Below are 13,372 nucleotides of genomic sequence, written 5' to 3'. Positions count from 1 at the left end.
GATGAGGGCCAAACAAAGGAGAGACTGTGCTTAGACCATTTCTGCTTGTCGGTGTCGGCGGTTCCGGGGGCAAGACTCTGCGGGTGGTGCGAGAGGAGCTGCTGCGTCGGCTCCAGCAGGCAGGATGGAAGGACGACCTCCCCAAGGCGTGGCAGTTCGTCAACGTGGACGTGCCGACATCGGCCGACGGGGCGGAGTCCGACCTGCCGAGGCAGCTTCCCAGTCGTGACTACACCGGCTTGGTGGGCCCGGGCCTTACCTACCGCACGCTAGATGCGACCCTCAGTGGTGGCGCCAGTGACGTGGCCAAGGATGCGCTCTGCACGTGGCGGCCGGATCCGAACAAGGTGAATATCCCCGTGAGTAAGGGCGCGGGCCAGTTCCGGGCGATCGGTCGGATGGTGACACTGACGGGCTTAGACAAGATCCATGTCGCTCTCGACGATGCGAAGAGGGCACTCACCGGCACCGAGGTTATCGGCGAGCTGCAACGACTCACCCAGTTGCTCGGGGGTGAGGCCAGCCCGCTGATGGCCGATCCGACGGTCATCGTGATCTCGTCGATCGCCGGTGGTAGTGGCGCAGGCGCGGTCATCGACGTGTGCGATGCGATCCGGGCGCTCGGAGACACGTGGGCCTCGGAGTCACTCGGTCTGATGTACGCCCCCGACGTCTTCGACTACCTCCCCGAGGAGCACCGGAAGGGAGTGCGTCCTAACTCGCTGGCCACGCTGGGGGAGCTGCTCGCTGGGTACTGGAACAGCGACGGCCCCTCAGAAGATACCGCCAGCCTGCTTGCGATGAAGGGCGTACAGGTCGGGGCTGCCAACCGGCTCGGGCCGCGGTACCCCTTCCTAGTGGGGAATCGCAACGAGTACGTCTCCTACAGCACCCAGAATGACATCTACCGCGCCATGGGCCGGTCCATCAGCGCCTGGGTCGCCAGTCCGGAGCTGCAGGACCGCATCACGGCCTACTTGCAGGGCAACTGGTCGTCCGCTGCCAGTTCGCTGGTGGACCACATGCCGCTGCATGTTCAAGGCACGGAGACGCCGTTCTCAGCGTTGGGCTCCTCCCGCGTGGGCCTTGGCCGTGACCGTTTCCGCCAGTACGCCAGCGAGCGGCTGGCGCGAGCGGCCGTAGAACGCTTCTTGCGTCGTCACCTCGACACTCGGAAGGAAGGCGACGATCGCAGCGACCACCTGCTCGCCCAGGAGTCGGCCGACCGTGTCTTCCCTCGCTTCCTTGCGCACTCCGGCCTAGACGAGCGGACCGAGGCTCACAACGACATCATCGATGCTCTTCGTCCTGCCAGTGCGGTCGACACATCGAAAGCCACTGAGCAGGCGATCTTCGAGCAGGTGCAGAAGAACATGGGCACGAAGGGTGAGCCGGCAGGTGAGGTAGGCAACCGCATCCAGCGGGCTCAACGTGACCGACGCGCTGCCTACCTGCACACCATCAGCGAGGGCCGTCGCGAGAATGCCGTGCGCTGGGTTGAGGAGATCCAGGGTCGTGTCGTGACCCAGGTCGCACAGCAAGCCGCGAGTGTCGGCGGACCGGTCACGGTCTTGCTCCTTCAGCGGCTTGTCGTTGAGATGGAGGTGGTCGCCGACGAGATGCGCGCCGAAGCACAGAAGTACGCTCGCTGGGCCAACGACGGGATGTCCGAGGTCTCCAAGGCACTCGACGTCGACGCCGATCGGCTGCTGCCAGACAACCCTGTCATCCGCAAGGGCACGAGGGCGGCTGCCGAGGCTATGCACCTTCACGCCGAGGCGGAACTTCGTGAGCTGGCAGCGGACTTGGTCCCAGATCTGGTCAGCGGGGTCCTACGGCCGCTCGAGCAGTCGCTGCGGTTCGCTGTCCGTCGGTTGGAGCAGGAGGAGCTGGCGTCCCCGAGTGCGGGCGAGCACGGCATCAGCGACTGGCCCGACGGCGATATCGTTCCGGGCCGTTTGGCCGAGGCGCCTAACGAGTTCCTGCTCGCGAAGACTTTGGAGTACCCACAGATACTCGAAGACCTCGTCAAGCGCACGATGGGGACCGACCAACGCACGACGGCCATGGACCAGGTGGTGCAGGGGATTCTCACAGGAGAGCCCGCCGCTGGTAGCGAACAGCGGTTCATTCAGCGCAGCAGCAGTTGGGTTCCGCAGAGCCAAGTGGCCGCTGTCGACTCGCCTGCCATCGCCAGTTTCGAGGTCTTGGCATCTGGGGACCACCTTCTCAGGCGTGCCGACACCTGGCTGGTGGAAGGCGGCACTGCCATGAGCCGCTACATGGCTGAGAACCTCGCCGGCTATCTCTCGCCCGAAGGGGTCGATCCTTCCGTGCATGCCGATCGACTCCAACGATTCGAAGGCGCGCTCATTGCCGCACTCAACGCCTCAGCCCCCTTGGTCAAGATTAATCCACAGGTCCTGGTTCAGGTACATGAGGAGGCCGAGCCGCGCTCGTCGGTGCGGTTCAGTGAGATTCCGTTCGCCGAGCGGAGCCCGGCCAGGGAGGTCGTCCAGAAGGTCCTGCAGAGCAGGGGTCAGTGGTCCGCTGAAGTCGAGCGTGCCTTCGGGGAAGGCGGCCAGTCCTTTATCGACATGTTTGCCACCCTCAACCGACCCTTCGAGCCCGTTGTGTTCGACAGCCTCATGCAACCCGTGGCCCGCGAGTGGGGGCGGCGCAACACCACGTCTGACCTGATCCAGGAGTTCTGGCGCTGGCGTCGAGCGCGGCCGCTGGCGGAAAGCTTGCCCATGTCCCCCAGCATCAGGCAGGCGATGATCAGGGGCTGGTTCACGGCGAGCCGGCTCAAGCAGCTGACCCTCGCTGACGGCAGCGCAACCATCTTCCAGTCGAGCGCCCGGGGCGAGGGGTCCTGGCTACCATTCCCAGAGCCGTTGCTCACCGGGTCAACGATCCCGCCGCAGCAGTACCTCCCCGTCGTACTGGAGTCAATCCTGCTCGCCATGGTCGAGGTGAACACTTCCGCCAGCCTCAGGCCCATGGCGCCTTACACCCGACTACGCGAGCTCGGGAAGTCTGGCAGTGGTGGAGTGGAGAACTACGACGACCTCAATCCCGAACTGCGCAACTGGATCCTGATGGGACAGTCCGGAGCGCCGGACCCAGACTGGGAGCAGCGCAAGAACGAAGTCATCGACAGCTTCCGTAAACTCACGGTCGCCTACGAGGGCTTCTTCCTGCAGAAGAGGCCCGACGAACCACTGGACGTACCGAGTGCCTACGACCTTCGTCACGACATCATCAACGCCTTGCATGACCTGATCCGCGCAACAGAGTCGGTCACTGCAGGGGACGATCCCGGGGTGTGGAATTGATCGCCGAAGACCTTTCCGTCGTGCTACTGGGCGACGGCGCGGTGGGAGACGAGATCCTTGCCGCGTCCGCAGCCTGGGCACGTGCCGGGCTGCTGAGACCCTCGGTGTGGCTCCGCCCTTCGGCGGTGGATCACTCACTACCCGGACCTGCCCGGGTCACCGGTGTGCACGTCTCCGCGGAAGGCCTTGAGTCGAACGACCTCTTCACCCTGGTCGGGCTGCACCGGCTGTCGTGGGTGCGGTTCGTAGTCGTCCATCTGAGTGAGTCGGAGCATAGCGAGCAGCTGCTCCTCGACGATGCAGCCAGCGTGGTCGCCGAGGCGCTCAAAGCGGTCCTCCCCTTGGCGACCGGCGAGGACGATCTGGGGACACACCTTCACAAAGTCAAGCTGGTTGTGCCGGCCAGCGGTGTGACTGATCTTTCGGACTCCATCCTGCGACCGGACTGGGAGGTCAATGTGGTGGTCTCTCCCGAGGACCGCCCCGACGTGGACCGAGCGAGCATCTTCGTCCGTCACGACGAGAACTATGTCGGGCATGCAGTCAACGCCATCTGCGCCACAGCCGGACTCTGGTTGGGCGTGCCCAGTGGTGCGGTCGACACGCTCAACTCCGACTCGACCACCTCTCAAGGCGATCTCTACGTCATGCGTCCCACGGTCCGGGCAGTGATCGGAGCCGATCGTGTAGAGCAGCTTGCGGCGCGTGTGCTCGCGACTATCGCAGACAGTGGAGTCGTCGACTATCTGGACTGGGCCCACCCTGCAGCGAAACCGACTGACATGACCACTGCTGCAACTGAGCGCATCCTGAGCAGTCACAACTGGGTGCGGCCACCAACGCGGTTCCCGGTGCGTGATGGCGCGGAGCGACGTGGGGCAGCCGATGTCGCCTCGGGTGCTGTCGTCTACAACCTGCGACTCTTCAAGTCCGGTTGGGGTTGGATGGTCCGCCGAGGCGAGCGCTCCGTGGAGCGGAGGCTGACCACCCAGCTGGTTGGAGAAGGCACTGACATCAGTGTCGCTCTGCGACCTCATGACCCTCCCCACCTCGTGGCCCTCAGCGACGAGCAGTTCTCGCAGGCAGAACGCACTCTGGGTGAGCTGCTGCAGGACGAGGGGCTGGAGTCGGACGCACCCCTGGCTGAGACCTGGCGAGATCTTCGGCGTGTCGCACTCGCCCTGATCGATGGTGGACCCTTGCCCGACGCCATCCGACCCGAAGGCTCGTCGTCCCTGGTCGATGTCGTCCCACCACATATGGTGGTCCCTGAGCCGGATGACACGTTGCGGATCGAAGACAACCTGATCGGGATCGTGGATGTCCTGGAACTGCACCGCCACAAGTACCGCGTGCCCGAGGATCGCCAAGAACAGCCAGCCGAGTCACAGGCGGGCGGCTCTCCACAGGAAGACCAGATGGACGCGGAGCGGAACCAGAAGGGTGAAGCCGCGGATCGCAAGCACTCGACTGGTGGGGCGCGCCCCGCTGACATGAGGGGCGACCTTGAATCGACCAACGTGGCAGACGCAGAGCCGGCTGCTCCGACGCGGCGGCAAGTGCAGGCGTGGGTTGAACGGCGTCGGGGAACCTTACTGTGGATGATGGCCGACGAAGTGGCTGGGCGACTGTCGGCCGCTCAGGACAAGCGGGCGAAGCTGGAGGCCACCGAAGAGCACATGGGCGGTAAGGCAGTCGAGACTCTGCGTGCTGCATACCGGCGCTTGCTTCTGGGGTGGCGGTCCGCCGTCGCATTCATCGTGGTGGCAGTCGCGGTCTTGACCGGTCTGGTGGTCACAGACACGCTCACATGGCAGGAAGGGTTGACGTGGCTAGGTGTGGTGGTCATCGTGTTCATTGGCCTCGTCGCCTTCGCGAACCACCGCTACTTCAAGGCTGACCTGCGCTACCGGAAGCAGACGCTAGACGCCATTCATCAGCGTCGACATATGGCAGAAGAGCTCGTCAACGCCCGGCGTGACGTCACCTGGTGGGAGAACCGTTACCGCGGCCTCATGCTGTGGGCTCCCATCCTGGCCGAGGTAGTCCACCGGCCGTGGGCGCCGTTGAATCCACGCGAGCCTGACCTTGATCCAGCAGAGGTGGAACGCCTCCCGGCTGCCGTGGCGTTGGCCAGGAGCGCCGAGCCCGGCAATGAGGACTTTGGGACGCAGGTGCTCACCCGTGCTGTGAATGTGCTCTGCCCACCTGGCTTCCTAGAACAGCAGTGGGACGATGCCTTCGATGTCTTCATATCGGAGACTCGACGGTCACGGGGGCAAGCCGCCGCCCTGATAGACGCAGACCAACTCACCAACAAGGCGAGCCCCCGGCGCGAGCTGCATGCCTTCCTGCGCGACGGGCGTCCGCGTGCTGAGGCGTCGCTTAAGTACGTACGCCAACTGCGGGAGGCCGTCGACCGTCAGGACGTGAGGTTGGCCCCCTTGCTGGTCAAACGTCAGGGACAGTTCAGTGATGGTCACGAAATACCGGACGAGGACTTCTATCGCGTCAGTCTGAGGTCCGCGACGCCGTTCGTCATTGACTTCTGGACGCCCGACGGGCAGTTGCGGTCCAAGCATCTCCTAGATCGATCACTCGTCTGGCTGCCCGTTCACGACACCAGCGGGCTCCCATCGGTCGACGTCGGCCGGGCCATGGGCCGCATCGCGATGAGGGTTGACCTTTCAGGTCGGTGCTCTGCGAGTCATGTCGAAGCGTTCACGCATGCTGGTGCCAAGTCGAAGGTCGAGGGTGCAAAGGTTGAGGCAGAGGATGACCCGAACGTCTGGAACTGAAAGGCATCACGCGGCAGTGGGATCGGTTTGTTTCCAGGACACAGGAAGGGAACCGCAGTGGGCTTGATGTCGCGGCTCGAAGACCGGTGGGAGCGTCGCTCGCAGAGCTCCTTGGAAGGCGTCGAGCTCGACGTCGGAGTGTGGGAGGACATCCACGCCTCCCCCGAGCAGGTCTGGAAGTTCGTGGCCTCACCGCAGAGCGAAGTCTTGGTGGGTCGCTCGTGTGTCCGTGCGTTTCACGTGCCAGGGACTCCTCAGGGGGTCGGGGGGTGGGTCTGCAGCCTGGCACGTCTCGATAGCGGCGAGATCGTGGGCGTCGTCGAGGAGATCATCGAGTCGCGGGAGGGCGACTTCTACGCCATCCGCACCCTTACCTCGGAGACACCGGTCTTCTTCGGTGTGCGCGTCGAGCCCCTGGGCGGGCCCTTCACTCGCGTGCACATGATGGTCAAGACTCGTGTGCAGGACGGCATGCAGCCGCGCGCGACGAGGACCTTCAACGAGAAGCTGAGCGAGCGAGCAATGCGGACCAAGGACATCATCGAGTCGCACGGCCAGGAGCGAGCCACTCCGCCGGACTCGGCTTAGGACCGTCAGGCCACGACCTTGGCCGTCTCGAAGACACTCACCGGCATCGGCGTGCGCAGCCGCCAGGTGAAGGCGATGGGCCGCTCGCCACGGTGGCTGACGTAGTCGGCATCGCCGAGGAACAGGTAGGGCGCTCCCGAGCCGAGGTCGGTGGTCTTGGTGTCCCGGGCGAAGAGCAGGATGTGGCTGCCGCGCTCGCGGTGGTGGATGTAGCGCTGCCCGGTGGGCGAGGCGACGGCGGTCACTGACTGCGACTCCCAGTGGAAGAGCTCGGGGCTGACCGCGTAGTCCTGGTACATCGTCGTGGGGGAGTAGTCGGCCTCCGACTTCTTCAGGGTCACGAGGAAGGCGTCGGCGCGTGCGTCCGCCGCATACAGCACCCCCTCGCGGAAGCTGTTGGCCTTGCGCCCGGCAATGCTGACGTAGTCGAGAGCCGCGACGACCTCCTCCCGGGTGTAGCGGGCGTGCACCCGCAGCGGCCGGGCGCCGAGGTCACCGCCCAGCGGTGCGGTCACGTGCTGCGCATGCTCCAGACCCAGCCTGATGACGGCCCGCAGGTCCTGCCGCACTGCCGGCTCGGCCCGCAGGGCGTCGACCATCTGTTGGTATTCGGTGAAGCCGCCCCCGTCGGGCCACAGCGTGAAGCCGAGCATGCGCAGGAAGGCCCGGTCAGCGGGGTCGGCCTGGTCGTAGTCGGGAGCGTCGTCGGAAAGCCACCGCAGGTATGCCGTGGCACGGTCGGGGTCGTCGACGTGAGCCAGGGCACGCACGCGTTTGAGCAGCTGTGCCTCGGGCGGGCCGCCGGCGGGCACGGACACCCCGGCCTCGCGCCGCAGCCGGGCCCAGGAGCGGTCGGGCTTGGCGATGACGTCGGCCGGCTCGACGCCGGACTCGGCCAGGAAGGCCTGCAGGTCGTCGGTCGGGTGGGCTCGCAGCTCGGCGGTGATGTGCGCCCAGCGGGTCGTCACCTGGCTGCGGACGTGGGCCAGCACCAGGGCCTGGGTCTGTCGGTCGAGCACGATCTGGGTGCCCGAGGGCAGGAACGGGAAGCCCTGCTCGATGTCGCGCTGCAGCCGTGCCCGGGTGCTGCCGGTCAGGGCGCGGTAGCGCTGGTCGAAGCGGAACTCGGTGCGGTGGTGGCCGACGAAGTCGAGGGCGGTCAGCACGGCCTTGTCCGGCGCCAGGCGCAGGCCACGACCCAGCTGCTGGAGGAAGACGGTGGCGCTCTCGGTGGGCCGCAGGAAGAGCACGGTGTTGACCTCGGGGATGTCCACGCCCTCGTTGAAGACGTCAACGGTGAAGATCGCCACGATCCGCCCGGCACGCAGGTCGTCCAGCGCATCCTGACGTGCGGCCAGTGCCGTGGTGCCGAGCACCGTGACCGACGGCAGCCCGGCGTCGCTGAACACCTGCGCCATGTAGGCGGCGTGGTGCGTGTCGACGCAGAAGCCGAGCGCCTTCATCCGGTCGGGCTGGGCGATCTTGTCGCGCACGGCCTGCAGCACGATGCGGGCGCGGGCGTCGTTGCCGGTGTAGACGCCGGACAGGGTGGTCGTGTCGTAGGCCCCGGCGCGCCACTCGACGCGGCGCAGGTCGGTGCCGTCGGCGATGCCGAAGTAGTGGAACGGTGTGAGCAGGTCGGCGCCGAGCGCGTCCCATAGCCGCAGCTCGGCAGCGGTGCGGCCGCCGAAGAACTGACGCACGTCCCTGCCGTCCCCACGTTCCGGGGTGGCGGTGAGCCCGAGCAGCTCGCGGGGGGTGAGGTGGTCAGTGAGCCGGCGGTAGGTCGTCGCCTCGGCGTGGTGGAACTCGTCGATGACGACGACGGCGAAGGCGTTGGCGGGGATGCGGTCCACGCCGTACGAGGTCAGCGACTGCACGGAGGCGAAGACGTGCTGCCACCGCTCGGGGCGCACCCCGGCGACATACAGCTCGCCGAAGCCGGCGTCGCCGAGCACCTCGCGGTAGGTGCGCAGCGACTGCTCCAGGATCTCTTTGCGGTGCGCGACGAAGAGCAGGGTGGGCCGCTCGCCCGCCTCGGCGGCCAGTCGGCGGTAGTCCAGCGCGGCGACCACGGTCTTGCCGGTGCCGGTGGCAGCAACCAGCAGGTTGCGGTGACGGTCGTGCACCCGGCGCTCGACGTCGAGCTGCTCCAGCATCTCGGCCTGGTGCGGGTAGGGCCGCACCTTCAGCCCCGAGAGCGTCAGGGTCACGCGCCCGCCACGCCCACCCCCGCGCGCCTCGACGAGGGCGTCGTCGAGGCGGTCGCCGTCACGGTCGGGGTCGTAGGTCTCGTAGGCCGGGTCGTGCCAGTAGGAGTCGAAGGTCGCGCGGAACTTGGCGAGCAGGCCCGGCGTCGCAACGGAGGAGAGCCGCACGTTCCACTCCACCCCGTCGAGCAGCGCCGCGCGGGAGAGGTTGGAGGAGCCGACGTATGCCGTCTCGAAGCCGGTCCCACGGCGGAACAGCCAGGCCTTGGCGTGCAGCCGGGTGCGCTGCGTGTCGTAGTGCACCTTGACCTCGGCACCGAAGTCGCGGACGAGCCGGTCGAGGGCCTGCCGCTCGGTGGCGCCGATGTAGGTCGTGGTGATGACCCGCAGGGGCACGCCGCGCTCGCGCAGCTCGGCCAGCTCGCGCTCCAGCAGGCGCAGACCGTGCCACTTCACGAAGGCCAGCACGACCTCGACCTCGTCGGCGCTGGCGAGCTCGGCACGCACCTCGGCGCCGATGCTCGGCTCGCCGTGCGCGTTGGTGAGCAGCGCCGCGTCGGACAGGGGAGTGGCGGGGCGGTGCGTGCTGCGCGACGGGACGCCCGGTGCGGGTGGCCGGACCAGGGAGAGCAGCTGACGGCTCTGCCCGGTCAGCCGCTCCTCGGGAGCCTCCAGCAGGTCGAGCAGGGCGTTGACCACCTCGCGCCGGTCGTCGGGGCTCCGCCGCCGAGTGAGCTCGGACTCCACGACCCTGGCCAGGTGCCGCGCCAGCACGTGCGGCTCGTTGGCGGCGTCCACGCCGTCGATGTGGGCATCGAGGTCACTGCGAGTGCGGAGCCGACGCTCCAGCTCCTCGGTGACGAGGCTCTCGAAGAGCCCCTCGAGGAGGGAGTGCTGGTCAGGTGCGGGGCCGGTCACGCCGGCAGCTTGGCAGACCCGCCGCGGGGCAGCACCTCGACGTCATCCCCGGCCGGGCGGTCATCCTCTTGCTCAGCCGGCCCACCGAAGGACCCGCAGGGCGCGCAAGGTGTTCCAGCGGCTGGGATTGCCGTCGCCGTCCTCGAGCTCGAGGTGGACCTCGCCGGAGTGGGTGTTCTCGAGCAGCCAGGTGCCGTCGGGTTGGCGCTTGGCGCGCACCAGCTCGAACGCCTCCTCGAGCCGGGGGTCGGGGGCGTCGCCGACCTCCCGGAAGTGCTCGAGCCCGCGCAGCACGTCGTAGTGCCACTGCACCGGGAAGGAGAACTGCAGCCAGTCCGGGTCGATCACCTCGCCGGTGCTCAGGCGGCGGAAGAGGCGCCGTTGCAGCAGGTGCTCCTCGCCGCGACGGCGGGCGTCGACGACGGCGGTCGACCCGGTGGCACGCTCGTAGGCCAGCAGCCCCTCCAGCACGCAGATCGTGCTGTGGAAGGACGAGCGCACCGCGCCCTGCTCGCGCCAGCAGTTCCAGCCGCCGTCGGCGAGCTGGTCAGCGAGCAGCCGGTCGACCACCGCGTCCACGTCCTGGCCGAAGGAGGCCCCGATGGCGACGGTCCGGCCGTTGATGCACTCCTCCACCTCGCCGCTGAAGAACGGCTGCCCGGCATGCTCCCACCGGCAGCGGTCCCGCACCAGGGCGGTCGTCTCGATGCCCTGCGGCGACGAAGGAGGCAGCCCCAGGATGCGCAGCAGGTCGAGCGTGGGCAGTGTCGAGGTCCACGGCTGGCCATCCGACTCGCCCCAGCGGAAGCCGGCCGGGAAGCACGCTCCGCCGGCCCACTGGCCGTCCGGGTAGCGTAGGGCCAGCAGCCGCGCACCCCAGCCCTCGGTCGCGACCCGGTCACGCTCGGCCGCCACCGTCTCGTCGTCGGCGTCGAGCAGGTCACGCATGACCTGCCAGCGGATGCTGGGGTCGCCCTCGAGCAGCCAGTCGAGCACGCTCATGGGGCCAGCCTAGGGCCGGTTGGGACGGGCTGAGGGCTACAGCGCGAGCGCCCGGTCGAGGCCGTCGGCCAGCCGCGCCACGGTGCCGTCCACGTCGCCGAGCTTGTCCAGGCCGAAGAGGCCCAGGCGGAAGGTGGACCAGTCCTCCGGCTCGCCGCACATCAGCGGCACGCCGCCGGCCACCTGCAGGCCGACCTGGGCGAACTTCGCCCCGGACTTCAGGCCCGGGTCGTCGGTGTGCACCACGACCACGCTGGACGCGGCATACTCCGGCGCAGCCACCGAGGCGAACCCGCGCTCGGCCAGCAGCGCCCGCACCGCGGTGCCCAGCTCGACCTGCGCGGCGCGCAGCTCGGGCAGCCCGCGCCCCGTCGCCTCCAGCATCACCTCGAGGTTGTGGGCCAGGGTGTCGGTGGGCATGGTGGCGTGGTAGGCGTGTCGGCCCTCGACATACCCCTCCGCGAGGGTGAGCCACCGCTTGAGGTCGGCGGAGAAGCTGGTCGAGGTGGTCTCGTGGACCGCCGTGCGTGCCGCGTCGTTGACCAGCACGTAGGCCGCGCCCGGGCTGCCGCTCCATCCCTTCTGCGGGGCGGTGATCAGCACGTCGACCCCGAGGTCGGCTATGTTGACCCACAGGGCCCCAGAGGCGATGCAGTCCAGCACGAACAGCCCGCCGGCCTCGTGCGTGGCCCGCGCGATCGCGCGCAGGTAGTCGTCGGGCAGCACGATGCCCGCCGAGGTCTCGACGTGCGCGGCGAACACCACCCGAGGCCGCTGCTCGGCGATGGCGGCGACGACCTCCTCCACCGGCGCCGGCGCCCACGACGATGGGTGGGTCTGCTCCGTCGGCCGAGCGGTCAGCACGGTGACGTCGTCGGTGATGCCGCCCATCTCGAGGATCTGGGACCACCTGTAGGAGAAGAAGCCGTTGCGCACGATGAGGCAGCGCTGTCCGGTGGCGAGCTGCCGGGCGACGGCCTCCATGCCGTAGGTGCCGCCGCCGGGGACCACGGCGAGCGTATCGGCGCGGTAGGTCGTGGTGAGCACCTCGTTGAGCTGCTGCATCACGCCGATGAAGCGCCGGGACATGTGGTTGAGCGAGAGGTCGGTGAAGACGACCGAGTACTCCAGCAGTCCGTCGGGGTCGATGTCAGGCCGGGGGAGCGTCATGGCACTGACGCTAGCCGGTCCGCCGTTGATGCGTAGCGGACTGCGGTTTGAGCGTCAGCCTGATCCGCCCCAGGCTCGATCAGCGGTCGACGCTCTCGCTCGCCGGGCGTGGGGCCTGAGCTCTGTCGGCCCGATGGGACATGATGCACCGGGTCGATGTCGTTTACGGGGAGGGCCATGAGTATTTGCCACTACGAGGGCCTGACGCGTTCGTTCGAGGTGACGACGTGCCGTGACCGGGTGCTGCAAGTGCTGTCGTTCGTCGATGACGAGGGCCCCGTGGTGCCCGAGGCACTTCGGAGACTGGTAGACGAGACCACCTGCGGCCAGGCTCATCAGCTGCACTACGCCGCTCGCAGCCGCTGGTGGTGGCAGATGCCTCAGGTCTCTATCGGCTGAGTCGCAAGGGATCGGACTGGCTCACTGAGTACGGCAGGCCGGCGCCCAACTGGAGCGTCGTCACTGGCGAGCGCCGTCCACCCCTGAGGGCGTGGCAGGTGGAGGCCCTGGATGCATGGGCCGCTCACGGGCGTCACGGGGTTGTCGAAGCCGTGACGGGAACGGGCAAGTCAAGGGTGGGCGTGGAAGCGACGCGTGAAGCCATCGCGGACGGCTACTCCGTTGTGATCGTCGTGCCCACAGTTGATCTCACCCGCCAGTGGGAAAAGACGCTCAGCGCGCACGGGATCAAAGGGGTCGGTCTGATTGGGCACGGCCAACGCTCGTCCTTCGACACCTGTTCCGTGCTGGTCGGGACGGTGCAGTCGCTCTATCTCTCACCGCCTACGCGTCCCGACGGGCGTGTGCTGCTCATTGCGGACGAGTGCCACCGGTATGGAGCAGGGCAGTGGCGAACCATCCTCCACGACACATATCGCCGACGGCTGGGGCTTACGGCGACCTTCGAGCGCAACGACGACGGCATCGAGGTGTTGCTCACGTACTTCGGGGGTGGGTCGGTCTACACGATCGGGTTTGCGCGAGCGATCGCGGATCGCGTGGTGGCGCCGTATGACGTGAAGTTGCTGGGGGTTCGGCTCACGCGAGCCGAGCGAGTCAAGTACGACGAGGCAGACCAACTGGCGAAGGACTGTCGGGCGCAGCTACTGAGTGCGGGCTTCCCAGCAGACCCATTCGGTGCGTTCATGCACGAGGTTCACGCTGCCGTCAGGGAAGACGAAGACCCAACCATCACCGAGGTTGCTCGCCGCTACCTGAAGGCGTTCTCAGATCGCATTGAGGGCTCTTCGTCTTTGAGGGTGGGGTGGCGACGCGCCGCAGCGCGGACTTGAGCCGGTGATGGGGTCGAGGTCCCCGAGGATCAGGGGACTTCTACCTCTCCCGATCT

8 protein-coding genes are annotated in these 13,372 nt (G+C 67.6%); 5 read left to right on the top strand and 3 right to left on the bottom strand.

The genetic code is table 11. From position 1 onward, the window contains the following. Positions 1–26: 26 nt before the first annotated feature. From LVO85_RS15845 to LVO85_RS15835, 3 genes are all read left to right on the top strand, one after another. A complete protein-coding gene (locus LVO85_RS15845; protein WP_332875455.1) occupies positions 27–3,338 on the top strand; it encodes a tubulin-like doman-containing protein in 3,312 nt (1,103 codons plus the stop codon). Further along, a complete protein-coding gene (locus tag LVO85_RS15840; protein WP_232748583.1) occupies positions 3,329–6,136 on the top strand; it encodes a hypothetical protein in 2,808 nt (935 codons plus the stop codon). Before LVO85_RS15845 ends, LVO85_RS15840 begins: the two co-directional genes overlap by 10 nt. Positions 6,137–6,202: 66 nt before the next feature. Continuing rightward, positions 6,203–6,724: a hypothetical protein gene (locus LVO85_RS15835; RefSeq protein ID WP_232748582.1), complete on the top strand. Its 522-nt coding sequence runs from the start codon at positions 6,203–6,205 to the stop codon at positions 6,722–6,724. Positions 6,725–6,729: 5 nt separating this feature from the next. Here the strand turns inward: LVO85_RS15835 and LVO85_RS15830 are convergent, their stop codons facing one another. From LVO85_RS15830 to LVO85_RS15820, 3 genes are all read right to left on the bottom strand, one after another. Then, positions 6,730–9,852, bottom strand: coding sequence for a DUF3427 domain-containing protein (locus LVO85_RS15830; RefSeq protein ID WP_232748581.1), 3,123 nt, complete (start codon positions 9,850–9,852; stop codon positions 6,730–6,732). A 72-nt stretch (positions 9,853–9,924) separates the two neighbouring features. After that, positions 9,925–10,854 (bottom strand): hypothetical protein, encoded by a 930-nt coding sequence (locus LVO85_RS15825; protein WP_232748580.1) that lies wholly within the window; start codon positions 10,852–10,854, stop codon positions 9,925–9,927. Between the two features lie 36 nt (positions 10,855–10,890). Further along, positions 10,891–12,024: an aminotransferase class V-fold PLP-dependent enzyme gene (locus LVO85_RS15820; RefSeq protein WP_232748579.1), complete on the bottom strand. Its 1,134-nt coding sequence runs from the start codon at positions 12,022–12,024 to the stop codon at positions 10,891–10,893. Between the two features lie 177 nt (positions 12,025–12,201). On the opposite strand from LVO85_RS15820, the gene LVO85_RS15815 reads away from it, so the two are divergent. Then, positions 12,202–12,423, top strand: coding sequence for a hypothetical protein (locus LVO85_RS15815; RefSeq protein ID WP_232748578.1), 222 nt, complete (start codon positions 12,202–12,204; stop codon positions 12,421–12,423). After that, positions 12,390–13,316: a DEAD/DEAH box helicase gene (locus LVO85_RS15810; RefSeq protein WP_332875454.1), complete on the top strand. Its 927-nt coding sequence runs from the start codon at positions 12,390–12,392 to the stop codon at positions 13,314–13,316. The genes LVO85_RS15815 and LVO85_RS15810 overlap by 34 nt, the downstream gene beginning before the upstream one ends. Positions 13,317–13,372: the final 56 nt, after the last annotated feature.

The organism is Ornithinimicrobium sediminis (assembly GCF_021272345.1).
Classification (GTDB): Bacteria; Actinomycetota; Actinomycetes; order Actinomycetales; family Dermatophilaceae; genus Ornithinicoccus; species Ornithinicoccus sediminis_B.
Note: the sequence above shows the minus strand (reverse complement) of the source record. Positions and strands in the feature narration are given on the sequence as shown.

Bases quoted from the DNA above. Each gene is read 5' to 3' on its own strand.
- LVO85_RS15835 (WP_232748582.1), top strand. From the start codon at position 6,203: ATGTCGCGGCTCGAAGACCGGTGGGAGCGTCGCTCGCAGAGCTCCTTG.
- LVO85_RS15825 (WP_232748580.1), bottom strand. From the start codon at position 10,854: ATGAGCGTGCTCGACTGGCTGCTCGAGGGCGACCCCAGCATCCGCTGG.
- LVO85_RS15820 (WP_232748579.1), bottom strand. From the start codon at position 12,024: ATGACGCTCCCCCGGCCTGACATCGACCCCGACGGACTGCTGGAGTAC.
- LVO85_RS15815 (WP_232748578.1), top strand. From the start codon at position 12,202: ATGAGTATTTGCCACTACGAGGGCCTGACGCGTTCGTTCGAGGTGACG.